General features: G+C 68.0%; 26 protein-coding genes. 5 read left to right on the forward strand and 21 right to left on the reverse strand.

Annotated features, from left to right (window positions below):
* Position 1 precedes the first annotated feature (1 nt).
* The 7 genes from ABCS02_RS17920 to ABCS02_RS17950 all read right to left on the reverse strand — a co-directional run bounded on the left by ABCS02_RS17920 (position 2) and on the right by ABCS02_RS17950 (position 4,787).
* A complete protein-coding gene (locus ABCS02_RS17920) occupies positions 2-1,045 on the reverse strand; it encodes a hypothetical protein (RefSeq protein WP_345837026.1) in 1,044 nt (347 codons plus the stop codon).
* A 5-nt stretch (positions 1,046-1,050) separates the two neighbouring features.
* Positions 1,051-1,371, reverse strand: coding sequence for a hypothetical protein (locus ABCS02_RS17925; RefSeq protein WP_345837027.1), 321 nt, complete (start codon positions 1,369-1,371; stop codon positions 1,051-1,053).
* The gene (locus ABCS02_RS17930) at positions 1,368-1,523 is read right to left on the reverse strand and encodes a hypothetical protein (protein ID WP_345837028.1); all 156 of its coding nucleotides are present in this window, start codon (positions 1,521-1,523) and stop codon (positions 1,368-1,370) included. Before ABCS02_RS17930 ends, ABCS02_RS17925 begins: the two co-directional genes overlap by 4 nt.
* Before the next feature lie 5 nt (positions 1,524-1,528).
* On the reverse strand, positions 1,529-2,182 hold the full coding sequence (locus ABCS02_RS17935; RefSeq protein WP_345837029.1) for a hypothetical protein: 654 nt from the start codon (positions 2,180-2,182) through the stop codon (positions 1,529-1,531).
* Between the two features lie 87 nt (positions 2,183-2,269).
* Positions 2,270-3,373, reverse strand: a complete 1,104-nt coding sequence (locus ABCS02_RS17940; RefSeq protein ID WP_345837030.1) for a hypothetical protein — start codon at positions 3,371-3,373, stop codon at positions 2,270-2,272.
* Entirely contained in the window at positions 3,370-3,909 is a 540-nt protein-coding gene (locus tag ABCS02_RS17945; RefSeq protein ID WP_345837031.1) for a hypothetical protein, read from the reverse strand. Before ABCS02_RS17945 ends, ABCS02_RS17940 begins: the two co-directional genes overlap by 4 nt.
* 680 nt (positions 3,910-4,589) lie before the next feature.
* Positions 4,590-4,787: a hypothetical protein gene (locus tag ABCS02_RS17950; protein ID WP_290473096.1), complete on the reverse strand. Its 198-nt coding sequence runs from the start codon at positions 4,785-4,787 to the stop codon at positions 4,590-4,592.
* 104 nt (positions 4,788-4,891) lie between these two features.
* Between ABCS02_RS17950 and ABCS02_RS17955 the strand changes: the two genes are divergently transcribed.
* Complete coding sequence (locus tag ABCS02_RS17955; protein ID WP_345837032.1) at positions 4,892-5,494, forward strand: hypothetical protein; 603 nt, start codon at positions 4,892-4,894, stop codon at positions 5,492-5,494.
* Positions 5,495-5,662: 168 nt separating this feature from the next.
* Here ABCS02_RS17955 and ABCS02_RS17960 read toward each other — a convergent pair whose 3' ends face one another.
* A complete protein-coding gene (locus tag ABCS02_RS17960) occupies positions 5,663-6,178 on the reverse strand; it encodes a hypothetical protein (protein ID WP_345837033.1) in 516 nt (171 codons plus the stop codon).
* A 401-nt stretch (positions 6,179-6,579) separates the two neighbouring features.
* Entirely contained in the window at positions 6,580-7,113 is a 534-nt protein-coding gene (locus tag ABCS02_RS17965; RefSeq protein ID WP_345837034.1) for a helix-turn-helix domain-containing protein, read from the reverse strand.
* Between the two features lie 78 nt (positions 7,114-7,191).
* Between ABCS02_RS17965 and ABCS02_RS17970 the strand changes: the two genes are divergently transcribed.
* Genes ABCS02_RS17970 through ABCS02_RS17980 form a run of 3 tightly spaced genes read left to right on the forward strand, consistent with a single transcriptional unit; the run spans position 7,192 to position 9,113 of the window.
* On the forward strand, positions 7,192-8,238 hold the full coding sequence (locus ABCS02_RS17970; RefSeq protein ID WP_345837035.1) for an aldo/keto reductase: 1,047 nt from the start codon (positions 7,192-7,194) through the stop codon (positions 8,236-8,238).
* Positions 8,239-8,283: 45 nt separating this feature from the next.
* Entirely contained in the window at positions 8,284-8,643 is a 360-nt protein-coding gene (locus ABCS02_RS17975; RefSeq protein WP_345837036.1) for a UBP-type zinc finger domain-containing protein, read from the forward strand.
* Complete coding sequence (locus ABCS02_RS17980; protein WP_345837037.1) at positions 8,640-9,113, forward strand: carboxymuconolactone decarboxylase family protein; 474 nt, start codon at positions 8,640-8,642, stop codon at positions 9,111-9,113. Before ABCS02_RS17975 ends, ABCS02_RS17980 begins: the two co-directional genes overlap by 4 nt.
* A 125-nt stretch (positions 9,114-9,238) precedes the next feature.
* On the opposite strand, the gene ABCS02_RS17985 is transcribed toward ABCS02_RS17980, so the two are convergent.
* The 7 genes from ABCS02_RS17985 to ABCS02_RS18015 all read right to left on the reverse strand — a co-directional run bounded on the left by ABCS02_RS17985 (position 9,239) and on the right by ABCS02_RS18015 (position 18,998).
* Positions 9,239-11,080 (reverse strand): adenylyl cyclase, encoded by a 1,842-nt coding sequence (locus tag ABCS02_RS17985; RefSeq protein WP_345837038.1) that lies wholly within the window; start codon positions 11,078-11,080, stop codon positions 9,239-9,241.
* 151 nt (positions 11,081-11,231) lie between these two features.
* Complete coding sequence (locus ABCS02_RS17990; protein ID WP_345837039.1) at positions 11,232-13,499, reverse strand: glycoside hydrolase family 3 N-terminal domain-containing protein; 2,268 nt, start codon at positions 13,497-13,499, stop codon at positions 11,232-11,234.
* Positions 13,496-14,521 carry an ABC transporter permease gene (locus ABCS02_RS17995; protein WP_345837336.1) on the reverse strand — a complete coding sequence of 342 codons (1,026 nt, stop codon included), beginning with the start codon at positions 14,519-14,521 and terminating at the stop codon, positions 13,496-13,498. Before ABCS02_RS17995 ends, ABCS02_RS17990 begins: the two co-directional genes overlap by 4 nt.
* 8 nt (positions 14,522-14,529) lie before the next feature.
* Positions 14,530-15,591: an ABC transporter permease gene (locus ABCS02_RS18000; protein WP_345837040.1), complete on the reverse strand. Its 1,062-nt coding sequence runs from the start codon at positions 15,589-15,591 to the stop codon at positions 14,530-14,532.
* A complete protein-coding gene (locus ABCS02_RS18005) occupies positions 15,588-16,400 on the reverse strand; it encodes an ATP-binding cassette domain-containing protein (RefSeq protein WP_345837041.1) in 813 nt (270 codons plus the stop codon). Before ABCS02_RS18005 ends, ABCS02_RS18000 begins: the two co-directional genes overlap by 4 nt.
* A complete protein-coding gene (locus tag ABCS02_RS18010) occupies positions 16,397-17,221 on the reverse strand; it encodes an ABC transporter ATP-binding protein (protein ID WP_345837042.1) in 825 nt (274 codons plus the stop codon). The genes ABCS02_RS18005 and ABCS02_RS18010 overlap by 4 nt, the downstream gene beginning before the upstream one ends.
* A gap of 97 nt (positions 17,222-17,318) precedes the next feature.
* Complete coding sequence (locus ABCS02_RS18015) at positions 17,319-18,998, reverse strand: ABC transporter substrate-binding protein (RefSeq protein ID WP_345837043.1); 1,680 nt, start codon at positions 18,996-18,998, stop codon at positions 17,319-17,321.
* A gap of 153 nt (positions 18,999-19,151) precedes the next feature.
* On the opposite strand from ABCS02_RS18015, the gene ABCS02_RS18020 reads away from it, so the two are divergent.
* Positions 19,152-19,799, forward strand: coding sequence for a TetR/AcrR family transcriptional regulator (locus ABCS02_RS18020; RefSeq protein WP_345837044.1), 648 nt, complete (start codon positions 19,152-19,154; stop codon positions 19,797-19,799).
* Positions 19,800-19,811: 12 nt separating this feature from the next.
* On the opposite strand, the gene ABCS02_RS18025 is transcribed toward ABCS02_RS18020, so the two are convergent.
* The 5 genes from ABCS02_RS18025 to ABCS02_RS18045 all read right to left on the reverse strand — a co-directional run bounded on the left by ABCS02_RS18025 (position 19,812) and on the right by ABCS02_RS18045 (position 25,766).
* Positions 19,812-21,326 carry an alpha-N-arabinofuranosidase gene (locus tag ABCS02_RS18025; RefSeq protein WP_345837045.1) on the reverse strand — a complete coding sequence of 505 codons (1,515 nt, stop codon included), beginning with the start codon at positions 21,324-21,326 and terminating at the stop codon, positions 19,812-19,814.
* A gap of 27 nt (positions 21,327-21,353) precedes the next feature.
* A complete protein-coding gene (locus tag ABCS02_RS18030) occupies positions 21,354-22,616 on the reverse strand; it encodes a family 1 glycosylhydrolase (protein ID WP_345837046.1) in 1,263 nt (420 codons plus the stop codon).
* Positions 22,616-23,506, reverse strand: a complete 891-nt coding sequence (locus ABCS02_RS18035; RefSeq protein WP_345837047.1) for a carbohydrate ABC transporter permease — start codon at positions 23,504-23,506, stop codon at positions 22,616-22,618. Before ABCS02_RS18035 ends, ABCS02_RS18030 begins: the two co-directional genes overlap by 1 nt.
* Positions 23,503-24,450, reverse strand: a complete 948-nt coding sequence (locus tag ABCS02_RS18040; protein WP_345837048.1) for a sugar ABC transporter permease — start codon at positions 24,448-24,450, stop codon at positions 23,503-23,505. The genes ABCS02_RS18035 and ABCS02_RS18040 overlap by 4 nt, the downstream gene beginning before the upstream one ends.
* 74 nt (positions 24,451-24,524) lie before the next feature.
* Positions 24,525-25,766 (reverse strand): ABC transporter substrate-binding protein, encoded by a 1,242-nt coding sequence (locus tag ABCS02_RS18045; RefSeq protein WP_345837049.1) that lies wholly within the window; start codon positions 25,764-25,766, stop codon positions 24,525-24,527.
* Positions 25,767-25,777: the final 11 nt, after the last annotated feature.

The raw sequence follows: 25,777 nt of genomic DNA on the forward strand, positions 1-25,777 counted from the left end.
GTTATCTCCCAACCTTGATGACCCGTGCCGCGGTGCGGACGGGCGCGGAAGCGGTGCTGGCACGCGAGAACTGGTCCCGGACCGAGAAGCGGTGATGGAGGGCGGTGCCGACCTCGGCGCCGGCGAAGGAGACGAGCTTGGTCGCCCACAAGGGGCTGAAGGCGGCGGCGATCACCGCGCCAGCGGCCACCAGGATCACGCCGATGCTCAGGCTCGTCTTGGTCAGCTCAACCGCGAGGAGCACGACCCCTGCAGCGAGTGGTTTAGCGATCAGGAGGCCTACGGAGAGGTTCATCCAGCGTTGCGCCCAGGCGGTGAGCTTGGGTTGGCCGATCATCATCAGTCCGACCGGCGCCATCGCCGCCAGGGCGAGGAGCCCGAATTCGCGGATGGACATGGCGATGAACAAGAACAGGGAGGCGATCATCATCAGCCCCACGACCATCAACGCGATGACGTATTCGCCGACCGCGTCGGGGCCATGCGCGCCCTGGGCGGCCATCGTGAAGATGACGCCGTCTTGGGTGAACCGGGAGCTGTGCATGACGGCGTTGGAGGTCCGGTTGGGCAAGTCGAGTAGGCCGATCACTCGCAACAGCCCGTCGCCGAGGTTGCCACCCTGGGCGGCAGTGGTGAGGCTGCTGGTGATGTCGTCGGTGATCCCGGAAGCCTTCTGCATCCCCCACACGCAAATCGCGCTGAACGGGATGGCCAACGCGGCGCCGGCTGCGGTCCGCCCGATGCGTGACCAGTCCTGAAGGATCATCGCGATCCCGATCTGAACGAGGGCGACGATCAGGATGACCGGGGCGGTGACGGCGATCCAGAAGAGGAACTGCGAGTGCGCGATGTTCCAGCTGCCCTGGTCGATGTTCGTGTTGAACGATCCGGCGATCATCGTGGCGATGAAGTCGCCGAGGTTCTTGATCGTCGAGCCCATGAACTGCGCGAGGGTCTGGGAGGCTTGGCAGCCGAAGTCGGAGAGGAAGCATCCGTAGTTCGGCGCGAACGGATCCGGCGGGGCGGCAGCGGCGAGGATGATCATGATATTTACGCCACGTGCAGCGACTGGCCCCAGTTGATCAGCCCCGCGATGCTGCCGGCGACCGCGACGCCGGCGACGCAGCTGAGCAGGCCGATGATGCCGGCCTTCTGCACCCGGCCGTTGCTGGAGACGTGGCCGACGACGATGAAACCGGCGGCGATCAGCCCGCCGATGATGGCCAGGATGAGCACGATCGCGAACACGACGTTGGCGATCGCCTGCAACGCTCCGACGCCGGGACCGGAGAAGTCCGGACTCGGGTTCGGGACCCCGGAGACTGCGATTCGGGAGTGGACGGTGACGAGGGCTTCGTTGAGTGCGTTCATGATTCTTGGTTCCTTTCCGTGGGGTCGGTCGATGGTTCGGGTTCATTCGTCTCGCTCATCCGCCGAGCGGCGAGGTAGCCGGAGGCGGCGATGCCGAGCAGGACGACGCAGATGAGGCCGAGCAGGCCGAGCAGGTTCAGGACGAGATCCATGACCGTCACTCCCCGCTCGCGTTTGCGGCGCTCGTCGCTGACGTGGGCAGCGGGACGACAAGCTGAAGGGGCTTGCCTTCGGAGGGAATGTCGACCGTGAGCACCAGCCGGTCGACGCCGGCGGGGAGATACCAGGCCGCGCCGAAGGACCGCTCCTTGTTGTTCGGGATGGTCCAGTCGCGCGTGGACCCGAATAGGCCCTGCGGAAGCCACGGGAGGCGTGCGGCCTTCGCGGCAGCAGGTCCGTCGGCGGTGTCCAGGACCGCCGGTTCCGGACGGCCGTCAAACTGGGTCCCCTTGAGCGTCATGCCGGTGACGTCCTGGTGGGCCTGAGCCCCCTGCGAGGGCTTCCACTCGCCGATCATGGTCACCTTCATGAAGACCACGGGAGCGCCTGCCGGGAAGAGCTCCTGTGCCGAGTTCGGGAGAGTGCAGCGGCAGCCCTGCTTCGACTTGAACGTGTGGCCGGGGAAGACCTCGACGTAGACGGAATCGACGATCCCGTCCGCTGCAGGCGTTGCATCGTTCGTCGGCGTCGGCGACGGCTTGGCCGGCGCGATTGTCGAGAACGAGGGGTTCCGAACAGGGGCGGCCGCGACGCAGCCAGCGAGAGCCAGGCAAGGCAGGAGGGCAGCGATTGCGATCAGCTTCTTGTTCATCTCAATTCACCTCGGTTTCGTATCCGCCCTTCACTTTCACGTTCCGGTTGGGGGCGGGTTTTGGCGCGCATTTCGGAAGTTCGTTTCTCAGGGCACCTGAATGTGCTGGTGGTTGCAGGTATCGGGAAAGTCGCCGGTGAAGTTCAACAGCACACCGAGCGACACATGCGCACGGGACCTGCAGTCGCTTTGACCGACCGCTGACCCGTGCGGGGCGTACGGGTCCAGGACATGGATCAGTTGGACCGAGAGATCATCCGCTCCAGTGAGGGACTGGTGATTCAGGGCGTAGAAGTCGACGGCCTTGCCCTTCCAGTGCGCGGAGGCCGTGCCTGCCCCCGGAGTCATCCCGGTGCACCGCCGATTGAGGTCGCTCACCCCGACCTGCTGGAACGACTGAACGGCGACGACGATCAGCTGGAGCACGTGAGCGTCGATCGCGCAATCCGGTGTCGCGGTCCCGTTCGCCACGTTGATCACCTGCTCCTGGTACCGCGGCTCCAGGAAGTTCAGCTTCTTCGCCTGGATCGCGCCGACCAGGATCCCGGCGGCCGCATGTGCGTCCGCCGGCACCTGGCACGCACCCGCGCTCGCTCCAGTAAGAGCGGCGAGGACCTGCTCCGCTGGCGTCCAGAACGGGGCATAGTGATTCGGGTCCGCATTGATCTGCACCGCATGAGCCACCAGCGTTGGCGCGAGAGTCTGCCAGTCCGGGACATGCAGCATTCGCGTGTAGAACGCGGCGGCCGCGGACGCCGGATCCATCCGCTGCGCGGGTGTGCCATAGCCGGCACCCTGCTGGAAGACACCGATCGTGGAGTTGTCTACCGCGTCACCGTGGTCCAGGTTGCGGAGCCCGGACTCGCCGATCGCCACCATCAGCGCGAGGGTCTGCCCGCGTGGGGGAACGCTCATCTGCTGCCCGACGGTGATGATCGTCGCGGCGATCTTCAACTCGCCCGGCCCGTACCCATCGACGGTGGTGCCCGCCTCCACCGAAGGAGCCGATCCACCGCACGCACCCCCGCCGCCACCGAACCCATTGGCTCCCATCGCGATCACCAAGGTCACCGGCACGGCAACGAGCGCGACGGGAACGATGAGTATGAGGACAGCAGCGATGATGAGCAGGTTCCGCGTCGTCTTCGGATGCGACACCGCCTGCCCGACCGCCGCACCAATGCCGATCATGCCGCCACCTCCTGCTCGAGGACGGCTCGTGCGATCATCAGCAACCGCTTCGCGGTGGCAGTCCGCGCTCGCGCGGAGCCGGGATGGATGTGCAGGGTGGCGGCGATGGTGTTGGTGTCGCAGTCGATCATTTCCGCGACCTCCCGAAACCCACCGGTCTCAGGCACGCACGACACGATCATGGACCCCGTTACCGGCAGCCCCGCGTCCGCAGCCGCCAGCGCAGCGAGGACAGTCTGCGCCGTCTGGCACACCCGGTCTCTGACCGTGCGGAGGCCCCGCTTCGACAGCTGATGTGCGGTGGCGACGCGCTCAGCGTCGCCGTCCGACAGGCTGAGGTCGCTCATGACGTGCCAGTCGGATGCCCCCACGTACTCCGCAACCAGGACCATCCACCGATGAGCGTCGAACCGACTGATCATCGCGTCCAGAGGGTCGACATCCGAGTTGGACTCGATGTCAGCGGGCACGTCTTCCATCGGGACGTACTTGCGCTCGAGTTCGCGGAGAACGACGTGGCGGGTAATGCCGAACACGAAGTAATTCGGCGACCCCCGCTCCGGGTCGTAGGAGGCAGATCGGTGCCAAACCGTTTCGCGGATGCTTTGCAGAACTGCGTCAACTTCATTCGGTCGGCCCCGCATTCGGAACCGGACGAACGAGCGCATGGTGTCGACTTCACGGAGTAGCTCTGTGAGCCGGGCGTCCGCTTGAGGGCGGACTTGGGTTCCTCCAGCCACGAGATCACAACCTTCCTTGCATGGAGGTGGCTAATGCGAAGGATCGGGTTCGAGCCGGGTCGGCTCGTCAGAGATGCGCTGCTTCAGCGCGCGTGGGCGCGCGGGAGCCCTCGTAGGAAGGAACGTGGGGTGTTCTGAGCTGCGCCGGAGGTGTGGGGCGTTAGGGCGGCGCGCCCGGATTCGATGGTTGAGTGGCGACTTCGACTCTGAAGTTCGGGAGTCTCAGCCACGATGCGTCACCGTCGCCCTGACTCGAATCGCGAGCCAGGAGCTCCGGCAATCGGGGTAAGAAACAGCCGCTCCATCTGGTGCCGCACGCTACCCCCGAATGGGGGTAGTCGACAGCGGCCACGCCGACGTGAACGAGCTGTTCTACTGGCAGCCATCGCAGTGCAGGTCATCCATCGGATCGACCGGCACCAGATAGCCGTCCACGAAGTCCTGGATGACGCCGGGCTGCGTCTTGAACGGCTCGGTTACGCCAGGGCCGAGGTCGCGGTCTGGATTCCGGTCTCCAGCCATGCGATCACCTCCGCGCGCTTGTAGTACACGCGATGTGATGTGGGCTTGTAGAAGCGCGGACCTTGGTGTCGGTAGCGCAGTTGCGCGAGCGCTGCCAGCGACAGTCCGGTCAGTTCGGCCGCATCGATCGGCCGGATGTAGTCTCCTGTCATTTTGTTCTTCCTCCGTTTCGACAACTCAAATGTCGTTCGGTTGTTGTCAGAACCATACCAGGGATTCCGCGACATGACAACAGAATGCGCGCTAGGCTGTTGTAATGGCAGACTTTCGATCGGAGACCAATGTCGGCGCACGCATCAGATTGGCGCGCCGAGAACGCGGATTTCGCACGACGGCCGAGTTGGCCAGCGCCATCCCGGGCGGAAATATCACCGAGTCGATTTTGGAGAACATCGAGTCAGGCAGGAAGGCGGACTTCAGCGTCAGTCAGCTTCTGAACATCGCCCGCGGACTCGATGTCCCACTGTCGATGATCCTGGCGCCCATCAGCCGACCCGACTCGACACTCGACCTTCCGAATCTCAGTGACGACCTCGCCGGCATGACGGCGGCAGAGTTCGACTGCTGGCTATCATCGACACCCGCCAGCGCGTATCGGCCACGAAGCGCTGCCGAACGCGAAGACATTGGGACGTTGAGCTCGCTCCGCGAACTTGGAACGCTCTCGCGCGAGATCGAGCGTCTTCGCATCGTCCTCGAGGTCCAGGCAGGATCCGGCGATCCCGAACTGACTGAGGCCAGCTCGGAGATTCGCGGCCGGGTCGACCGACTGGCGGAGGAGGCCTCCCGCATCTCAGCCCTATTAGCCAGTAGCGGCGTGACCAACATCAGCGACTCGTCAGGAAACACCGAGGGCTGAGTGTATGTGAACACCGGAAGGTGCCCTCATCCACCCTCGATGAGGCGTTTCGGGCGTGGTGGCGGCGTGCCTCGAGCACGGGATCGTCCCATCAAAGCACTGCGCAAATCGACCGGCTCGGTTCGAGCGAGCCTAAGACTCCCCTTGGAGGATCGGGCATTCCGCGATCTATTTCCCGGCCAGTACACCAATCAGAAGACTGGCTCCCACGCCGGCTGCAAACGAGATAAACGCAACAACTATTTGAAATCCCCGATCGGCGCGACCGTTCTTCCGGAGTGCTTCGTTCAGCTCCGATCTCACAAGAGATTGCGCCGATAGGAGTGCGGGTCGGCTAATTGCTGCGATGTTCTCTGCGTTTTCAGCTTCCGTTTTCAGCCTGTCGACCTCTGCGAGTCGAATTCTGAACTCGTCGGTAACTTCGGAACTTAGTTGGCTTAGTTGTTCGCTGAGACGGGACAACTCGCGGATCTTCATATCCAGTGACCAGTTCCCAGGGCCGCCCGCATTTTGGCGACCACGAGGAGGCTTCAGGGTCCCATCCTCGAACAGCACACTGCTGGCGCCTTGTTTGACCTGGCGTTGTAGTTGCGCCCGCCGAGCGATAGCACCCAAGGATGTAACGGCAATGGAGACAATTGCGCCCACGATAGCGAAGGCGACCGACGCGAGAAACGTATCCACCTGAGAAGCCTCCCAATTGAAGTCGCTCGATTTTAGGACCGCAACAAGTCGAACGCGCCCGCTGAAGTGCCCCTGAACTGGGCGCTCGACCGATAAGCGTCGATGCGCCGCAGACCACTAGGCCGGCGCAATAGCCGCTAACTGATGCCGCTGTCCCTGAGCGCCAAAGCCCTTGGCGGTGTGATGTGGCAGAACTCTTCCGATGGCCTCGGGACATCACGATACGGCCGTTACCCAGTCTCACTCCGTGCCCACACTTTGCCCACAAGATTCTGAGATCCAGGTAACTCAACGAGATAACAAGAGATGCCACTTACGCGTAATTCCGCGGAAGTTGCCCTCTTTTCCAGGCGCCCTGGGGCCTCGATGGGGGTTCGAATCCCCCATTCTCCGCCACTTGTTCAGCGCGCACGAAGACCGTCGAGGATCAGTGCAAGCATCCGGGGCGAGCGGTCGTCCGGGCCGGGCGCCGCACGCCAGAGTGCGCCGGTGAGCTGGAGGAAGTCGCCCGCATCGGCGTCCGCACGGATGCTCCCGTCCGCTTTTCCCGCCGCAAGCATCGAGTCGATGGTGGAGACGACGGGCCCGTAGGTCTGCTCGTTGATGGCCTGGTGGGCACCGGGGCTGAGTGCGTCGCCGAGGCCGTGCTTGCGGCGCATTGCTTCGACGAGTTCCGTCGTCCACCGTCGGAGCGCCTCCAGAGGGGCCAGGTCGGCGAGCAGGGCCGGGGCTGTGCCGACGATCCGGGACACCTCGTCCTGGTAGACGGCCAGGACCAGCGCCTCCCTGGTGGGGAAGTTGCGGTAGAGCGTGCCCGCGCCGACGCCGGCGCGCTGGGCGACCTGGTTCATGGAGGTGGCGCCGTCCTCGGCGAAGGCCTCCCGCGCCGCCGTGAGGATGCGGGCGCGGTTCTCGCGGGCGTCTGAGCGGACCACTGCGTATCTCCCCTTGCTATCTGGAGAACTCTCCATTACCGTATCTGGAGAATTCTCCACATACTCTAGAGGAGCCCCATGCAGTACATCAAGCTCGGCACGACCGGCCTGGACGTGTCCCCCATCGCGATCGGCGCGATGACCTACGGCGAACCCGACCGCGGGCACCCGGTCTGGTCGAAGGGCGAGGACGAGGCCCGGCCGCTGATCCGGCACGCCCTCGACAAGGGGATCAACTTCTTCGACACCGCGAACCTGTACTCGCTCGGTTCGAGCGAGGAGATCCTCGGGCGGGCGCTGAACGAGTTCGCGAACCGCGACGAGGTCGTCATCGCCACCAAGCTGCGCCACCCGATGCGCCTCGGCCCGAACGGCCGCGGGCTCTCGCGGAAGGCGATCATGCAGGAGGTCGACCACTCGCTGCGACGACTCGGCACGGACTACATCGACCTGTATCAGATCCACCGCAACGACCACACGACCCCGTGGGAGGAGACCCTCGAAGCCCTCCACGACCTCGTCAAAGCTGGCAAGGTCCGCTACCTCGGGGCGTCCTCGATGCACGCCTGGGAGTTCGCGAAGGCGTTGCACCTGCAGAAGCTGAACGGGTGGGCGCGGTTCGCGACCATGCAGGACCACTACAACCTCCTCGCCCGTGAGGAGGAGCGCGAGATGATCCCGCTCGCCCTGGACAACGGCGTCGGAACGATCGTCTGGAGCCCGCTGGCACGCGGCCGCCTCGCCCGCGGGTGGGACGACGCCCGCTCCACCACGCGCTCGAAGACGGACGGCGCCTACGCCGACACCCTCTACTCCCCCGAGCAGGAGGAGTCCAACCACGCCATCATCGACGCGGTCGGCCGGGTCGCCGACGCGCACGGCGTCAGCCGCGCGCAGATCGCCCTGGCCTGGCTGCGCCGCCAGCCCGTCGTCACCGCACCCCTGGTCGGCGCAGGGTCCATCCGGCAGATCGACGACGCGGTCGCGTCCGTGGACGTCGAACTCGGCGAGGACGACGTGCACGCGCTCGAATCCCCCTACACGCCCCGCTACGACTGGCAGGGCATCTCCGACGAGGCAGAGCTGGAGGCCATCCGCCGTCGCGTCCCCGGGATGGCCCTGTGATGCGCGCACACTAGAGTGAGCCTCCCCACGACCGAAGGGGCGGACATGACCGACGGGATCGACCCCAGCGCGCCGCCGAGCGGCACCGGCTGCGTCGAATGCGAGGCCGAGGGCGGCTGGTGGGTGCACCTGCGCCGCTGCGCCGCGTGCGGGCACGTCGGCTGCTGCGACGACTCGCTCTCGCGGCACGCCCGCGCGCACGCCGCGGCGACCGGGCACCCCTACATCCAGAGCTTCGAGCCGGGTGAGGACTGGTACTGGGACTTCCGCACCGACCAGTACGCGGAGGGCCCGGAGTTGGCTCCCGCGACGAGCCACCCGGAGGATCAGGGCGTTCCCGGACCGGCGAGCCGGCTGCCCGCCGACTGGCGCACCCTCCTCCAGCGGCGGGCGGACGCCGAGTGACGCCCTACCTGGACAAGTCGGCGCCGGAGGCCTGGCAGGCCGCACGAGCGTGGTCCGTCGTCGTAGCGGAGGGCGCGCTCGCCCACGGGCTGACGGCGCAGGAGGTCGAGCTCCTCAAGGTGCGGGCCTCCCAGCTCAACGCCTGCGCCTACTGCCTCGACCTGCACTCACGGGAGGCCAGGGCGGCGGGCGTCCCCCAGCAGAAACTCGACATGCTCCCCGCCTGGCGGGACGCGGAGCTCTACGACGAGCGGGACAGGGCGGTGCTGGCCATCGCGGAGGCGGCGACGCTCCTGCCGCTGACCGAGGACGCCCGCGCGGACCTCGTCGGGGCGCGTGCGGTGCTCGGGGAGGCCGCGTACGTCGCGGCCGAGTGGATCGCGGTGGCGATCAACGCTTTCAACCGCATCTCGATCCTCAGCGGGCACCGGGTGAACCCGCGGGACGGGGAGGGGCGGCTGGTCCGCTGACGCCTCGGGAGGTCGCCGCCCACCCGAGCGAAGGAGTCGTGCCGCGACACGCGCGAGAGACTCCTTCGAAGCGCCGTTGGGCAGGAGATCTCAGGGAAATCTCCTGCCCAAGCCACGCGCCTGCCTCAGCCCCCGTACTCCGTCACGGTCTCCGGCCCCTGGTGCGTCGGCGTCACCGGATTGCCGGTGTCGTTGACCACGTGGTCGATCGTCCCGGCCTTGTTCAGCGACACCGTGCTCAGGTCGTGCAGCCGCACGCCCGGCGTCAGCGGCACCTCGAACGCGCGGCTCGCGTGGAGGGTCGGGTCGACGTTCGTGTAGATGTAGCTGCCCGCGCCCCAGAGCTCGTGCGTCTTCACCGTGTCGGCCACCTTGTACGCGGCGTAGCCGAGCGTCCCGTCGTGCTGCCAGGCGGCCTGGTCGGGCGCGTCGTACGGCAGCTCGTTCTGGAAGAACACGGTCCGGCCATTCTCGCCGTTCCAGATCACGTTGTACTTCTGGAAGTGCTCCACGAACAGGCCGGTGGCGGTGACGTCGTCGCCGTTCACGATCAGGCCGGTGTCGGAGGTGTTCTGCGTCCAGCCCACCCCGGTTCCGTGGTCGGCGCGCCAGAGCCACAGGTCATCGAGGAGCACATGGTCGCTGTCTACCTGGACCCCGACTGTCGCCTTTCCGGCGTGCGGGCCGCCGACGCGCAGGAAGACGTCCTGCAGCGAGATCGGGTCGGCGGCGGTCGAGCCGCCCTGGCCGCGCTGGTGCTTCGTGCCGACCTGGACCAGGACGTCGGAATTCACCGGCCCGGCGTCCACAGTGAGCCCGGCGACGTCGACGCCGGGGACGTCGTCCACGACCAGCGGCGTCGAGCCGTTCTCCGCGGTGAGCGTCGCGAGGCCGAGGCCCAGCACGACGGTGCCCGCCCGCTTGATGTGGATCGACCGGTCGACGGAGTACACCCCGGGCGTCAGCAGAAGGTTCTTGCCTCCGGCGAGCGCCGCGTTGATCCGGGCGATCGAGTCGCCCGGCTTGGCCACGTAGAAGTCGGACAGCGGGATGGTGCGCCCGGCGGAGCCCGCCGACGTCCAGCTCGGGCCGCTCGAACCCGACGTCGCGGGCGGCACGACGACGGAGAGGCCGCCGGCGCCCTGCACGAGGTATGGCTTCTCGCGGGAGGCCGGCGTGCTCGCGAGGCTGGTGTACGGCGGCGTCGGGAAGCTCTGCGCGGGCGCGCCCTGCACGCCGGAGAAGACCTGGTTCCACACCGCGTTCGACCAGCCTCCGATCGACGAGTCACGCACGTAGAACTGCTGCTGGCTGCCGTTGACGATGGTCGCGCTGACCTTCGAGTCGGCGAGGAAGCCGCCGCTGGCGTACTGGGGACCTGCGGTGCAGTAGTCCATCAGCGACATGCCGCCTCCGGTGATGTCCATCCGCCGCATCGGAGCGGCCTGCGACACCGCCCAGAACTCGGTGTTCGTCTGGCAGCCCGAACCGCCGGCGACGGCGATGTGGAGGTTGGAGATCGACCGCCAGAAGTTGTCGAGCGCGATGCACCCGCTCCCGTCGGTGAAGCAGCGGTTGTACACGTCGACGGAGCCGTTGATCGTCACATCGTCGGGCGACGCGCCGAGGCCGGCGACCTCGGTGTAGTAGCCGACCTGGAACCGCAGCGGGTTCGCCGGGGTGCCGTAGGTGCCGGGGGCGAACAGCAGGGCGTACCGACCGGTGCCCATCTCGTCGTTCACCTGCTGGGCGGCGATCGCGTCGACCTTCGCCTGGATCTGCGACTGCGGCATGTCCGGCGTGAACACGATGACGTTCGGGCCGAGGTCGGGACCGGGCGGGGCCGGGGACGCGACGGCGCCCTGAGCGGTGGCGAAGACGCCGAGGACGACGGCGGCAGCTGCGGCTATCGCTGCGATGCGATAGCCGCGGCGCCGGCCGGTTGCGTGTTGTGACGATGTGGGCACCGATGAACCTTCTTCCCTGGAAAAAGACGATGCGGCGCCCCCGAAGCCCGAGTGTCGGTCCCCCGACGGACGCCGCTGACCGTCGAGAGTGCAACGCCCAGCACTGTAGAACCGGCTGGCCGGTATGTCGAGACCCGAATCCCCGCCCGGCTCACCGCACCTCGAACCCGGCCGCCAGGAGGTCGGCGTCCCGGGACGACGGGCCGACCAGGAGATCGAAGGCGCCGGGCTCGACCTTCCGGTCGCCGGCGGCGTCCACGATGGTGCACTCGGCCACCGGCAGCGTCAGGCGCACCCGCGCCGACTCGCCCGGCGCCAGCTCCACCTGGCAGTACGTCTTCAGCTCCTTGTCGGCCCAGCTGACGCTGGTGACCTGGTCGCGGACGTAGACCTGCACCGTCTCGCGCACCGGGCGGTCGCCGGTGTTCGTCACCGTCACCGACGCTTCGATGACGTCGCCACGACCGAGCGAGCCGGCGGCGAGCGTCAGGTCCGCATACGTCACCGTCGTGTACGACAGGCCCTGGCCGAACGCCCACGCGGGCGCCTGGGTCAGGTCCGCGTAGCGGTCGCCGTGCTGGCCGCGGAGCTGGTTGTAGTAGGTCGGCTGCTGGCCGACGTGGCGGGCGAACGAGATCGGGAGGCGGCCCGAGGGCTCGACCCGTCCGGCGATGAGCTCCGCCAGGGCCTGGCCGCCCTTCATGCCCGGGTTCGCCGCCCACAGCACCGCGGCGGCGCGCGACACCGACGGCGGCAGCACCAGCGGCTTGGAGGCCAGGAGCACGACCACGACGGGCTTGCCGGTCGCGATCATCGCGTCGAGCAGCGCGTTCTGGCCGCCGATCAGCTCCAGCGTCGCGGTGGAGCGGCCCTCGCCGACGAGCTCGATGCGGTCGCCGACGACGGCCACCACGACATCCGACGACGCAGCGGCAGCCACCGCCTCGGCGATCAGGTCCTCATCCGGCGCGCACGGCACGACCACGGGAGGCCGCGGCTGCCCGTCTTGGAAGGTCGCACCGCGGGGGTCGTCCTCCAGTGTCAGGATGTCGGCGCCGCGCGCGTGCGTCACGGTCCAGCCGTCGATCGCGCTCAGCCCGTCGAGCACGGTGGTGATCATCTCGCGCGGCTGCCCGTCCAGCCATCCGGCCTGGCCGGAGCCGCCGGCCCAGTCGCCGAGCTGGGTCTGCGCGTCGTCGGCCAGCGGGCCGACCAGGGCGACGCGCAGCGGCGAGGACGACGCGAGCGGCAGCGTCCCGTCGTTCTCCAGCAGCACGATCGAGCGACGGGCGATCTCCAGGTTCAGCTCCGCGTGCTCTGCACTGCCGACCACCTCATCCAGCGTGGGCGACGGGAGGCGAGGGTCCTCGAACAGGCCGAGGTCGAACTTCAGCGTCAGGATGCGGGCGACGGCGGCGTCGAAGGCGTCCTCCGCGAGCAGTCCCTGCGCGACGGCCTCCAGCGCTCCCTCGTAGAAGCCCGGGGTCGTCATCACCATGTCGTTGCCGGCCTTCACCGCGGCGGCCGCGGCGTGGGCGTAGTCGGGCTGGACCTTCTGCTCCCAGACCATCCGGCCGACGTTGTCCCAGTCGGTGATGAGCGTGCCGGTGTAGCCCCACTCGCCGCGCAGCACCTCGCTGAGCAGCCAGTCGTTCACGGTGATCGGCACGCCGTCGGTGCTCTGGTAGCCGAGCATGAACGTCCGGCAGCCCTCGCGGGCGACCCGCTCGAACGGCGGCAGGAACCAGCTCCGCAGCTTGCGCCGCGAGATGTCGGCCTCGCTCGCGTCCCGGCCGCCCTGCGTCTCCGAGTAGCCGGCGAAGTGCTTGGCGGTCGCGAGGATCGCGGTCGGGTCGTCCAGGCCGTCGCCCTGATAGCCGCGGACCATCGCACTGGCGAGCTCGCCGATGAGGTACGGGTCCTCGCCGAACGTCTCGCTGATGCGTCCCCAGCGGAGGTCGCGGGCGATGCAGAGCACCGGGGAGAAGGTCCAGTGCACGCCCGTCACGGCGACCTCCTCCGCGCTGGCGCGGGCGACGCGCTCGATCAGCTCCGCGTCCCACGACGCGGCCATGCCGAGCTGCGTCGGGTAGATCGTCGCGCCGGGCCAGAACGAGTGGCCGTGGATGCAGTCCTCGCCGACGAGCAGCGGGATCCGCAGCCGGGTCTGCGCGGTGAGCCGGTTGGCCTCCAGGATGCGCTCCGGGGAGGTGTGCAGGATCGAGCCGACGTGACGGCGCAGGACGTGGTCCGCCAGGTCGTCGCGCGCGTCGAGCTGCAGCATCTGGCCGACCTTCTCCTCCACCGTCATCCGGTCGAGGAGGTCGCGCACGCGCTCGGCGGTCGTCAGCGACGGGTCCTGGTACGGGAGTGCCTCCTCTGCGGGAACGGTGGTGGTGGACGGGAGGATCGAGGTCATGCCGTGCTTTCCGGGGTCGCTGCGGCCGAGGCCGCGGTGGTGGTCGTGCGCACCTGCGTGACGGCGGCGTTGACGTTCATGCCCTTGCGCTTCATGGCACGGGCACGCTCCCCCGCCGAACGCAGGCGCGGGTTGACGTACTCGTCGATGCCGAAGTTGATGAGGGCGAGGGAGACGCCGAGCAGCGCGATGCACAAGCCGGCGGGGACGTACCACCACCAGTAGTCCGGGAACGCGTTGTTCTGCTGCGCCCAGAACAGGATGGTCCCCCAGTTCAGGTTCGACACCGGGATGACGCCGATGAACGCGAGCGTGGTCAGGCCAAGCACCGCGGCCGTCATAGTGCCGACGAAGCTGGAGGCGATGATCGCCAGCAGGTTCGGCAGCATCTCCACCAGGATCACCCGATGCAGCGGCTCACCGTTCGCCCGCGCGGCCTGGATGAAGTCCCGGTTGCGCAGCGACATGGTCTGCGCGCGCAGCACGCGGGCGCCCCACGCCCAGCCGGTCAGGCCGAGCACAGCGGCGATGAGCGGCAGCGGCGGGTCCTGAAACTGCGAGGCGACGATGATCATCAGCGGCAGGCCCGGGATGACGAGGAACACGTTTGAGAGCGCCGATAGTGACTCGCTCTTCCAGCCGCGCAGGTAGCCGGCGGTCACGCCGACGACGATCGCCACGACCGTGGCCATGATCGTCGCCAGGAAGCCGACGACCAGCACGCCGCGGGTCCCGTAGACGAGCTGGCTGAAGACGTCCTGGCCGATGTGCGTCGTGCCGAGGAGGTGCGTGAGCGACGGCGGCTGCAGCGTCTCCTTCAGGTTCTGCGCCTCCGGGTCGTACGGGGCGAGCAGCGGGGCGAAGATCGCGACGAGCACGAACACGCCGAGGATGATCAGGCCGGCGGCCGACTTCGGGTTGCTGAACATGGCCAGGGAGGCCCTGAGCTGCGACCAGAAGGTGGTCTTCTTCGGCGCAGGCGGCTCGGGGGTCACCGCCTGCATGAAAGCGGTCTGGGGCATCGACATGATCAGGCCTCCGTCTGGCGAGTGCGCGGGTCGAGGATGGCGTACGCGATATCGGCGATGATGTTCGCGATCAGGACGGCGAGCACGAGCACCAGGAAGATGCCCTGCATGAGCGCGTAGTCCTTGGCGTTGGTCGCGTTGAGCAGCAGCAGGCCGATGCCGGGATAGGAGAACACCATCTCCATCACGATCGTGCCGCTGACGATGAAGCCGAGCGCGAGCGCGAAGCTCTGGATCTGCGGCAGCACGGCGTTGCGGGCGGCGTAGCGCCACAGCACGCGCCGGTCGGGCATGCCCTTCGCCTGCGCGACGGTGATGTAGTCCTCGTCGAGCACGGTGAGCATCATGTTGCGCATCCCGAGCACCCAGCCGCCGATCGAGACCACCACGATGGTGGCCATCGGGAGGGCGCCGTGCGAGAGCACCTGGCCGATGAAGTCGGCGTTCCAGCCCGGGTCCACGCCGAGCTCGTAGGCGTGCCCCGCGGGGAACCAGCCGAGCGTGGTGGAGAAGATCGCGATGAAGATCAGGCCGAGCCAGAAGTACGGGATCGTGCCGAGGAACGTCGTGATCGGGATGAAGACCTCCAGCTTGCCGCCGCGCCGCCAGCCGATCACCGCGCCGAGGCCGGTGCCGATCAGGAAGGAGACCACCGTGGCGAAGCCGACCAGGCCGAGCGTCCACGGCAGGGCGGAGGCGATCGCGTCGCCCACCGGCGCCATGCCGGTCGAGATGGAGACGCCGAGGTTGCCGTGCAGCAGCATGTTCCAGTAGTCGAGGTACTGCTGCCAGAGCGGCACCGACTTGTCGACGCCGAACAGGAGTCGCAGCGCCTTCTCGGCGTCCGGGGTGAGCTGGCCCTGGCTGCGCGCCATATAGGAGGAGACGGCGTCGCCCTTCATCAGGCGGGGGATGAAGAAGTTGATCGTGATCGCCGCCCAGAGGGTGAACACGTAGAAGGCCACGCGGCCTCCGATGAACCGCCACGGGACGCGGACGCCGCGGCGCTCCGCCCGGGTGGCGGTCGTGCCGACGAGGGTCGGGTCGAGAGTCTCTGCACTCACAAGGCACCTCCTGCAGTCTGTGCGCTGAGGGCACCGAAGTGCTTCTCGGGGTCGGGGGACGCGGCGCGGAGCTCGCGGGTGTACGGGTCCTGCGGACGGAGGATGACGTCGTCGGCGGGGCCGTGCTCGACGATCCTGCCCTGGTTGAGGACGATGATCTCGTCGCTGAAGTGGCGCGCGGTGGCCAGGTCGTGCGTGATGTAGAGCACGCCGAGGCCCTCCTCGCGCTGCAGGTCGGCGAGCAGGTTCAGGACGCCGACGCGCAGCGACACGTCGAGCATCGACACCGGCTCGTCGGCGACCAGCAGGGTCGGCCGGGAGGCCAGCGCCCGGGCGATGGCCACGCGCTGCCGCTGCCCGCCGGACAGCTCGTGCGGGCGGCGGTCGATCACGGCGTCCGCGTCGAGCTGGACGCGGCGCAGCAGGCGCCGCACCTCGTCGTCCACCTCGCCCTTCGGGACCACGTGGTCCAGCCGGAGCGGGCGCTCGATGTGGTGCCGGATCGTGTGCGAGGGGTTCAGGGAGGCGAACGGGTCCTGGAAGACCATCCGCAGCTGCTGGCGGTACTGCCGCAGCCGCTTGCCCGACTTCGGGATCGGGGCGCCGTCAAGCAGCACCTCGCCGCGGGTCGGTGTCTCCAGCTGGGTGAGGATCTTCGCGATCGTGGACTTGCCGCTGCCGGACTGGCCGACCAGGCCGATCGTCTGGCGCTGGCCCAGCGTGAAGCTGACGTCGTCCAGGGCCTTGAGCTGCCCGGAGCCGCGGACGTTGTAGATCTTGGTGACGTTTCTGAACTCGAGCGTCGTCATCGGACGACCACCCCTCTCTCGCCGGTGAGGCGCGGGAACGACTGCAGCAGCTTCTGCGTGTACTCGTGCTGCGGGTTCGTCCAGATCTGCTCGGCGGTGGCGAGCTCCACGATCTCGCCGTCGCGCATGATCGCGATCCGGTCGCTGATCTCCAGCAGCAGCGGGAGGTCGTGCGTGATGAAGACGACCGAGAAGCCGAAGTCGTGGCGGAGCTGGGAGATCTGCTTGAGGATCTCGCGCTGGACGAGCACGTCCAGCGCGGTCGTCGGCTCGTCCATGACCATGAGCTGCGGACGGAGGGCGAGGGCCATCGCGATCATCACGCGCTGGCGCATGCCGCCCGAGAGCTCGTGCGGGTAGGAGCGCACCCGCTGGCCGCCCACCTTGACGATCTCCAGGAGCTCCACGACGGCCGCGCGGCGCTCGGCCTTGCTCATCTCCGGCCGGTGAACCTGGAACACGTCGTCGAGCTGCGATCCGATGGTGGCCACCGGGTTGAGGGCGTTCATCGCCCCCTGGAAGACCATCGAGGTCTTGTCCCAGCGGAAGCGGCGCATCTGCTCCGCGTCGAGGGCGTTGATGTCGATGTCCTCGCCGCCCTCGTCGTGGAAGACGACGCTGCCGCTGGTGATGACCGCCGGCGGCTTCAGGAGGCGCTGCACCCCGTAGGCGAGGGTGGTCTTGCCGCAGCCGCTCTCGCCGGCGAGGCCGACGATCTCGCCGCGCTTGATGTCGAGGGAGACGTTCTTGACCGCCGCGACCGGCGGGTCGACGTCGTACACGACCGAGAAGTCGCGCACGGAGAGAAGGGAGTCTGTCATGGCGTCGCTTTCATGCTGTCCGCGGATCGCCCAGGGCGGACGGCGGCACGAGGCCGCCGCCCACCCCGAGCGGGTTGGGTGAGGTCGCTCCGAGCGACTACTTGCCCGCGGGCTTCAGGTTCATCAGCACCTGGACGGCCGACGGCTGGGTCGGGTCGGCGGTCGCGTACTGGTCCTTCTCGCTCGGCCAGCCGACGAACTTCCGGGTGTTGTACTCGGCGAGCTGCGGGTGGGTGCCGATCGGGATCGCCGGGACGTCGTCCACGAAGATCTTCTGCAGCTTGTCCAGCGCGGCGGTGCGGGCGCTGTCGTCGGACGCCTGGGCGTACTCCTTCAGCAGGGCGGTGGCCTCCGGGTTGCTGTAGCGCCCGAAGTTGTCCGAGACCTTGCCGTCGGCGGCCTGGTCGAGGTAGCTGGAGTTCATCACGTCGTCGTAGATGTGCCACGGGTTCGAGCCGGAGCCCGTCCAGTGCAGCACGGCGTCGAAGTTGCCGGAGGCGACGTTGGCGAACCAGGTGTCGGCGTCCGGAGTCGCGACCTTCGCGTCGATGCCGAGCGTGGTCTTGAGCTGCGTGGCGACGAGCTGGATGCCCGTGACGTAGTCGTTCCAGCCCTGCGGGTCCTGCAGGGTGAAGGAGACCGCCTTGCCGGACGGGTCGGTGAGCGCGCCGGACTTCCAGGTGTAGCCGGCGTCGGTCAGGACCTTCTTGGCGCCGTCGACGTCGATCTTGAAGGTCTGGTCCTTGTAGTCGGACGCGATGTACTGGTCACCGGTCGGCTGCGGGATGCCCGTGACGTTGGTCAGCTCGGGACCGGCGTTGCTGCGCGCCGTCGTCGCGTGCGCCTTGCGGTCGATGACCATGTTGACGGCCTTGCGGAGTGCCACGTCGTTGAACGGGGCCTTCGCCGTATTGACCACGATCATGTCCGGGCTCAGGACGTTGGCGCCCCAGAACACGTTGTGCTTCGGGTCCTTGTCCACGTAGTTCTTCTGGTAGTCCGTGATGAAGATCTGCGCCCAGTCGGTCTCGCCGCTCTGCAGCGCGCGGAGGAGGCCGGTGTTGTCGTTGTACTCCAGATACTTGAGCTGGGCCACCGGGACGGTGCCGCCCCAGTAGTCCTTGCGCGCCTGGAGGACGACGCCCTGCGACGAGAAGGTCTTGATCGTGTACGGGCCGGTGCCGACCGCGTTCGTCACGGGGTCCTTCGTCGCGTCGGAGACGGACTTCCACTGGTGCTCGGGGACGATCGGGACCTGCAGCACGTCGCCCTGCTTGACGAACTTCGACTCGCTGAAGTTCAGGACCACGTTGTCGCCGTCCTTCTTGACGTCGGTCAGCTTGAGGCCGCCGAGGTCGAGAGCCGGAGTGTTCTTGATCAGGTTGTAGGTGAAGACGATGTCGTCGGCGGTGAACGCCTTGCCGTCGCTCCACTTGACGTTCTTGCGCGGGGTGACGGTGAGCTGGGTGTAGTCCGCGTTCCACTGCACCTTCGAGGCGAGCCACGGGGTGGTCTCGTTCTTGCCGACCGGGTTGACGATCGCGAGGGGCTCGTAGATCATCCGGTCGTAGCCGAGCGACATGCCCGAGCCGGTGGTGATGAACGGGTTGTTGATCTGGGTCGCCAGGATGGCCGCGCCATCCGGCTTGGCGACGGTGAGCGAGCCGGTGCTGGCGGTGCTCGCCCCGGACTTTCCGTCGGACGAGCAGCCGGTGAGCGCGAGTGCGCCGACGGCGGCGATCGCCGATGCCGTGATCAGGTACTTCCTAAGCCTCATTGCTTCTCCTTCGTGGCGGGCACATCCGTTGTGCCCTGGTGCTGCGGAATGTCGGCTGACGATAACTTGCTTACTGGTCAGAAAGCAAGTTGGTTGAGGTGAGGTTACTGGCTGGTAAGCTCGGCCGCAACCAGCACGGCAGGAGGGACGGCCATGGCCATCAACGGCAGCACCACCGGCACCCGTCCGGAGACCGAGCAGAAGCGCATCGACATCCTGCGCGCGGCGATCGAGACGTTCGGGGCCAAGGGGTCCACCAACGGCACGCTCGCCGACATCGCCGAGCAGGTCGGGATGACGCACGCCGGCGTCCTGCACCACTTCGGGTCGAAGAACAACCTCCTGCTGGAGGTGCTGGAGTTCCGCGACAGGGACGACGTCGCCCACCTCGCCGACCAGCACATCCCCGGTGGCCCAGCGCTGTTCGCGCACCTCGTCGCCACCGCGCAGCGCAACGCGCTTCGGCCGGGAATCGTCCAGGTGTTCACCGTGCTGTCGGCGGAGTCGGTCACCGAGGGACACCCGGCGACGGCCTACTTCCAGGAGCGCTACCGCAACCTCCGGGCCGAGATCGACGCCGCCTTCCGCGCGCTCTGCGCCCAGGAGGGCGTGACCGATCCGGACACGATCGACCGGGCCGCGGCGTCCATCCTCGCCGTGATGGACGGCCTCCAGTTGCAGTGGCTGCTCGATCCGGCGTCGGTGGACCTCGCGGGGGCCAGCGAGTTCGCCATCGAGGCGATCGTGAACGGGGTGCTGCGGCCGGGGCCCGGGCTGACCACGTACGTGCGGGGCGCCTGAGCGGCACCCCTCTCAACCCAGCAGGATCTCCGTCCACGACACGGCGGGGAGCTCGATCCGCAGAAGGTCGCCGTCCCTGGTGTGGGCGAGGTCCGCCAACGCGACGCGCTCGGGGTCGTCATGCGTGTTGGCGGCGTCGATGTCGGCGTCGCTGAGCGTGCGGACCGACACCGCGAGCCCGTCCGCCGCGGCGCCGAGGGCGGTGAGGTCGATGACGAGCTCGGTGGCGGTGTCGACGGCGCGGTTGACCGCGTAGACGGCGTAGCGCCCCGTCGCCTCGTCGAAGGCGGCGACGGCGTCCACCAGCGCGACCTCGCCGAAGCGCTCGGTCCGGTAGGTGTCGGAGGCGACGGCCACGTCCAGGGCGACACCGCGGGCGTGCGCGGAGGTGGCGGCGAACGGGAAGAAGGTCGTCTGCTTCCAGGACGCGCCGCCCGGCTCGGTCATGATCGGAGCGATCACGTTGACGAGCTGGGCGAGTGAGGCGCTGGTCACCCGGTCGGCGTGCTTCAGCATGGTGATCAGGAGGCTGCCGAACACCACCGCGTCGGCGACGGTGTAGGTGTCCTCGAGCAGCCGCGGCGCGATCGGCCAGTTGTCGACGCCGGTGATCCGGTCGACGTTCTCGAACCGCGTGTTGTACCAGATGTTCCACTCGTCGAACGAGATGTCGATGCTCTTGTCACTGCCCCGGACGGCCTTCACGTGGTCGGCCGTGGCGATGACGCTGCGGATGAAGTAATCCATGTCGACGCCGGAGGCCAGGAAGCTGCCGAGGTCGCCCGTGTTCTCGTAGTAGGCGTGGCAGGAGATGTAGTCGACGTGCTCGTAGGTCTCGGTGAGCGTGACGCGCTCCCACTCGCCGAAGGTCGGCATCGACGAGCTCGAGGAGCCGCAGACCACCAGCTCGAGGTCCGGGTCGTACGCCTTCATCGCGCCGGCGGTCTTGGCGGCCAGCCGGCCGTACTCCTCCGCGGAGCTGTGGCCCAGCTGCCACGGCCCGTCCATCTCATTGCCGAGGCACCAGATGCGGACGTCGAGCGGTTCGGTCCGGCCGTTGGCGATGCGCCGGTCCGAGAACGCGGTGCCACCACGGTGGTTGGCGTACTCGAGCAGGTCGAGCGCCTCCTGCACCCCTCGGGTGCCGAGGTTCACGGCCAGCATGAGCTCGCTGCCGACCTTGTCGAGCCAACTCTGGAACTCGTGCAGGCCGACCTCGTTCGTCTCGGTCGTGTGCCACGCGAGGTCGAGCCGCCGTGGCCTCAGTTCGCGCGGTCCCACCGAGTCCTCCCACCGGAAGCCGGACACGAAATTGCCTCCGGGATAGCGGATCGTCGAGACGCCCAGCTCCTTGACCAGCTCGATCACGTCGGTGCGGAAGCCGTCGGAGTCCGCCGTCGGATGCCCGGGCTCGTATATCCCGTCGTAGACCGCCCGGCCCAGGTGCTCGAGGAAAGAGCCGTATAGCCGGGGGTTGATCGCCCCGATCGTCGCGGCGGGCTGGAGGGTGAGGCGTGCAGTGTGCATGTGTTTCTTCCGGTGATCGTGTTTCGGTCAGTGTGCGGCCGGCGCGGCGAGCCGACTTGCGTGCTCTCGGTAGCGGTGGGCGACGGGGTTGGCGACGCGGAGCAGCCCCGTCGGCGACTCCACCAGGTCGTGGAGGCCCATCGTCAGGAGGTGGTCGGCGCGTGGGCGCTGGGTGTGGCGCCAGGTCCACTCGTACATGTCGAAGAGCGGCCACCAGGTGAACCCCACGATGTCCGCGCCCGAGGCACGCATGTCCTCCACCAGGGCGAGTGACGCGTCGAGCCAGTCGAGGCGTTCCCGCACGGTGCCGGTGACGCACGTCTCGGTGACCATGACGGGCGCTCCGTAGCGCGCGCCGAAGGACGTGAGCGCCTCGCGCAGGCCGTCGGTTCCGCGGTCAACGCTGGGTCGCGGGTCGGCGAACCCGCCGCTGTGGCGGACCCCCGGCTCGAACAGCTCGGTGGAGTGCCGCGGGTAGTAGTTGACGCCCATCACGTCCGGCTCCACCGCGTTGTCGCGGAACCACTGCAGTTCGCCGTCGGGGATGGCCGGGGCGATCCGGTCGAGCATCGGATGCCGGGCGTCGACCCGGCCGGTGACCAGATCCTCGACCAGGTGCACCTGATGCCGCAGGCGTTCCGCCTCGTCGCGGTGCTCGGGAGCGCTGTCGTCGCCGACGAAACTCATGGCGGCGTCGACGTGCACGAACGTCGCTGCCGCGCCGACGCGCTCGGCGAGCGCGCGCTGGCTGCGCACGAATCCGCGAGCCAGGTTGGCGGCGATCGCCGCGAAGCCCGCCGCGCCGGTGAGGTAGGGCGGCCAGTAACCGTACTCCCCGCAGAAGAGCGCGTGGATGACCGGCTCGTTGACCGGCGTGTAGTCGAAGACCCGGTCGCCGTAGCGTTCGCCGAAACGTGCGGCGTACTCCTCGACATGCTGCGGGTAGTCGGCGTTCGCGAACTGGTCGTCCAGCCAGACCGGCGTCCCGTAGTGGAGCAGGTCGATCACAGGACGCAGGCCGGCGGCCAGCTGTGCGTCGACAGCCCTGTCGGTCCAGTCCCAGTCCCATCGGCCGGGCTCCGGCGCCACGCGGTACCACGGGACACCCCAGCGCAGCAGCTCCGCGCCGACGCCCGCGGCGAGCGCGAAGTCGCCGGCGAACCTCTCGTAGTGCTCGGTGAGCTCGTACTCGTCGATGGCCCGCTCCTCCGGCCGGGACTGCGGGACGAAGGTGTCCTCGATCCCGAGGCCGAGGCGCAGGCGGCCGTCTTCGAACCAGCGCGGCGCCATCACTTGAGCCCCGTGGTCGCGACGCTCTCGATGAAGCGGCGCTGCATGATCAGGAACATGACGGCGAGCGGCAGGACCGCGATCAGCGACCCGGCCATCATGGTCCCGTAGGGGATGATGCCGCTCGGGCCGGTCAGCAGCGTGAGGCCGGAGGTGATCGTCCCCATCTCCGGAGACGTCGTGAACACCAGCGGCCAGAGCAGGTCGTTCCAGTTGTTCACGAAGGTGAAGATCGCGAGCGTCAGCAGCGCGGGCACCGCGTTCGGCAGCACGATGCTGCGGAAGATCCGGAACTCGCTCGCGCCGTCGATCCGCGCGGCGTTGTCGAGATCGCGGGGCAGGGCGATGAAGAACTGCCGGAGGAAGAAGATCCCGAACGCGTCCGCCGCGCGCGGGATGATCAGCCCGGCGAACGTGTTGACCCAGCCGAGCTGCGCCACGAGCTGGTAGACGGGGATCAGCGTCGCCTGGAACGGGATCATCAGGCTGGCGACGATGACGATCAGGAGCACCTTGCTGCCCCGGAAGTCGATACGCGCCAGGGCGTAGGCGGCCAGGGAGTCGAACACCAGCGCGAAGAGGGTGACGCCTCCGGCGAAGACCACGCTGTTGAGGAAGAGCCTGGCGAACGGCAGGTCGTTGAAGATCTTGGCGAAGTTGTCGAGCGTCCAGGCGCCGGGCCAAAGCGTCGGCGGGAAGGCGTTGATCTCGGCGGCCGGCTTGAAGGCGGTCAGCACGATGACGATCACCGGCAGGAGGACGATCAGCGTCAGGACGAGCACGGCGGCGAACAGCAGCCAGCGCTCCGCCCTGCGACCCAAGCGCGGCCGGGGCGATCGGGGCGTCGTCCGCGCCGGAGCGGAGGCGCGCTGTGCAGTGGTCGACGTCATGCGATGTCCTTCTCGCGTCGTCCGAAGAACCGGAACTGGATGAGGCTGAGGATGAGGGTGGCGGCCAGCAGCACGTACGAGAGGGCCGTCGCGAGACCGAGGTCGAGCTTCTTGAAGCCCTCCTGGTAGATCTCCATCACGACGGTCTGCGTCGTGCGGTACGGGCCGCCTCCGGTCATCACGTAGATCTGGTCGAAGGCCTGCAGCGCGGCGATCATCGCGAACACGACGACGAACGCCAGCGTGTTGCTGAGCTGCGGGAGGGTCACGCTGATGAATCGGCGCCAGGCGCCCGCGCCGTCGATCTTCGCCGCCTCGTAGAGCGACTCCGGGATCTCCTGCAGTCCGGCGATGAAGATGACCATGTAGAAGCCGAAGTTCTTCCAGATCGCGACCAGCACGACGGTCGGCGTCGCGAGCACGGGGTCCTGGAGCACGTTGCCGAGCTGGATCCCCGCGCTGCGCAGCCAGAAGTTCAGCAGACCGACCTGCGGGTCGAGCAGGTAGCTCCACGCGAACGCGGCGACGGCGAGGGAGACGATGAACGGCAGGAAGAGGGCCGTGCGGAAGAAGCCCCGCGCGAGCAGCCGCTTGTTGGTGAGCAGGAGCGCGAGCAGGAGGGCCGCGATGAGCGCCGTCGGCGTGAACATGACCGTGTAGACGGCCGTGTTGCCGAGGGTCGCGAGGATCTGCGGGTCGGTGAAGATCCGCACGTAGTTGTCGAACCCGACCCAGTTCTCCGCGCCGAACCCGCTCGCGTTCGTGAAGGAGAGCCGGAGCGCCGAGAGCATCGGCCAGCCCACGAAGGCGATGAGGATCACGAGCGCGGGGAGCAGGAACAGCAGCGCCGTCCTTGCCCTGCCGCGTCCGGTGCCGCGGCGGCCGCCGAGCGGCGCCGGCGGCCGGTAGGGGCGCCGCGTGCGGGTGCGGGTGAGACTGGTCATGGTGACTTCCGTGGAGCTGTCGTCGGGAGTGCGGGCCGTCGTCCCCGGGCGAGGGGCGACGGCCCGCGGGTGGGTCACTTGCCGAGGGCCTGTTGAGCCTTGGCGGAGGCGTCCTTCAGCAGGGAGGCCGGGTCGCCTCCGGTCAGCGCCTTCTGGGTGGCCTCGTCGACCGCCGAGAGCACGTCGGTGCTGTTCGCGATGCCCGGCAGGAGCGGGCGCGCGCTGCCGGCGATCTTCGTCAGCGACTCGACGACCGGGTTGGACGAGACCGCGGAGGCGGGGATGTCGGTCCGCAGCGGCGGCCAGCCGGAGCCGAGCGACCACTTCGTCGCGACCTCCTTGGTGAAGAAATAGTCGAAGAACTTCTTCGCCGCGGCCTGCTTGGTCGGGTCGGCCTGCGCGGTGACCGCGGCCGAGATGCCGATGGCCGAGGAGGCGGAGGCCTTCGGGCCGGCCGGGATCCCGGCGATCCCGTAGTCGATGTTGTTGGACTGGGCGACGCCGGCCATCCACGGGCCGCCGATCTCCATCGCGGCCTTGCCGGACGAGAACAGCTTGTCGGACCCGACACCGTCGAGGCCGGTCGGCGAGATCTTGTCCTGGATGACGGCCTTCGACCAGTAGCTCAGCGTCTCCTGGTTGGCCGCCGAGTCGACGACCGACTTCGAGCCGTTCACCAGCTCGCCGCCGTTGCCGTAGAACAGGCTGGCCCAGACTCCATTGCCCACCGTGGCGTGATCGGGGAGGGCGAGGCCGTACTGCCCGGTCGTCGGGTCGGTGAGCTTCTTGGCGTCGGCGACCCACTCGTCCCACGTGGTCGGGAAGGTGGCGATCCCAGCCTTCTGGAAGAGCGTCTTGTTGTAGATCACCGAGAGCGGGACAAAGCCGGTCGGGACGCCGTAGTACGCCCCGGCGACCTTCTCCATTTCCACCGCGCGCGGGTTGAGGCTGGCGTTCTTGACGTCACCGGCGTAGAAGTCGTCGAGCTTCGCGAAGGCGCCCTTGCTCGCGTAGACCGGCAGGGTCTCGGCCGGGACGGCCACGATGTCGGGGCCCTTCTTCGCCGAGAGGGCGGGGAGCAGGGTGTCTCCGATGACGGCCCACGTCTTGGTGGTGGTCGTGATGGTGATGTTCTTCTGCGACTTGTTGAAGTCGGCGACGATCTGATCCAGGACCTTGCCGTCGGCCTCGGTGTAGCCGTGCCAGAAGGTGAGGTCGACGTGACTGTCGGACGACGCCGCGCCCGTGCCCGAGCAGCCCGCCAAGGCCACTGCCGCACCGGCCGCGAGCGCGACGGCTGCGATGAGTTTCTTCATTGAATGCCTCT

It is taken from the genome of Microbacterium sp. X-17 (genome assembly GCF_039615055.1).

What these genes read in the sequence shown, in the direction of transcription:
- ABCS02_RS17920 (WP_345837026.1), bottom strand. Translation starts at nt 1,045, where the DNA reads ATGATCATCCTCGCCGCTGCCGCCCCGCCGGATCCGTTCGCGCCGAAC.
- ABCS02_RS17955 (WP_345837032.1), top strand. Translation starts at nt 4,892, where the DNA reads ATGGCAGACTTTCGATCGGAGACCAATGTCGGCGCACGCATCAGATTG.
- ABCS02_RS18015 (WP_345837043.1), bottom strand. Translation starts at nt 18,998, where the DNA reads ATGAGGCTTAGGAAGTACCTGATCACGGCATCGGCGATCGCCGCCGTC.
- ABCS02_RS17995 (WP_345837336.1), bottom strand. Translation starts at nt 14,521, where the DNA reads ATGCCCCAGACCGCTTTCATGCAGGCGGTGACCCCCGAGCCGCCTGCG.
- ABCS02_RS18045 (WP_345837049.1), bottom strand. Translation starts at nt 25,766, where the DNA reads ATGAAGAAACTCATCGCAGCCGTCGCGCTCGCGGCCGGTGCGGCAGTG.
- ABCS02_RS17930 (WP_345837028.1), bottom strand. Translation starts at nt 1,523, where the DNA reads ATGGATCTCGTCCTGAACCTGCTCGGCCTGCTCGGCCTCATCTGCGTC.
- ABCS02_RS18040 (WP_345837048.1), bottom strand. Translation starts at nt 24,450, where the DNA reads ATGACCAGTCTCACCCGCACCCGCACGCGGCGCCCCTACCGGCCGCCG.
- ABCS02_RS17975 (WP_345837036.1), top strand. Translation starts at nt 8,284, where the DNA reads ATGACCGACGGGATCGACCCCAGCGCGCCGCCGAGCGGCACCGGCTGC.
- ABCS02_RS18035 (WP_345837047.1), bottom strand. Translation starts at nt 23,506, where the DNA reads ATGACGTCGACCACTGCACAGCGCGCCTCCGCTCCGGCGCGGACGACG.
- ABCS02_RS17950 (WP_290473096.1), bottom strand. Translation starts at nt 4,787, where the DNA reads ATGACAGGAGACTACATCCGGCCGATCGATGCGGCCGAACTGACCGGA.
- ABCS02_RS17935 (WP_345837029.1), bottom strand. Translation starts at nt 2,182, where the DNA reads ATGAACAAGAAGCTGATCGCAATCGCTGCCCTCCTGCCTTGCCTGGCT.
- ABCS02_RS18010 (WP_345837042.1), bottom strand. Translation starts at nt 17,221, where the DNA reads ATGACAGACTCCCTTCTCTCCGTGCGCGACTTCTCGGTCGTGTACGAC.
- ABCS02_RS17940 (WP_345837030.1), bottom strand. Translation starts at nt 3,373, where the DNA reads ATGATCGGCATTGGTGCGGCGGTCGGGCAGGCGGTGTCGCATCCGAAG.
- ABCS02_RS17970 (WP_345837035.1), top strand. Translation starts at nt 7,192, where the DNA reads ATGCAGTACATCAAGCTCGGCACGACCGGCCTGGACGTGTCCCCCATC.
- ABCS02_RS18030 (WP_345837046.1), bottom strand. Translation starts at nt 22,616, where the DNA reads ATGGCGCCGCGCTGGTTCGAAGACGGCCGCCTGCGCCTCGGCCTCGGG.
- ABCS02_RS18005 (WP_345837041.1), bottom strand. Translation starts at nt 16,400, where the DNA reads ATGACGACGCTCGAGTTCAGAAACGTCACCAAGATCTACAACGTCCGC.
- ABCS02_RS17925 (WP_345837027.1), bottom strand. Translation starts at nt 1,371, where the DNA reads ATGAACGCACTCAACGAAGCCCTCGTCACCGTCCACTCCCGAATCGCA.
- ABCS02_RS18020 (WP_345837044.1), top strand. Translation starts at nt 19,152, where the DNA reads ATGGCCATCAACGGCAGCACCACCGGCACCCGTCCGGAGACCGAGCAG.
- ABCS02_RS18025 (WP_345837045.1), bottom strand. Translation starts at nt 21,326, where the DNA reads ATGCACACTGCACGCCTCACCCTCCAGCCCGCCGCGACGATCGGGGCG.
- ABCS02_RS17990 (WP_345837039.1), bottom strand. Translation starts at nt 13,499, where the DNA reads ATGACCTCGATCCTCCCGTCCACCACCACCGTTCCCGCAGAGGAGGCA.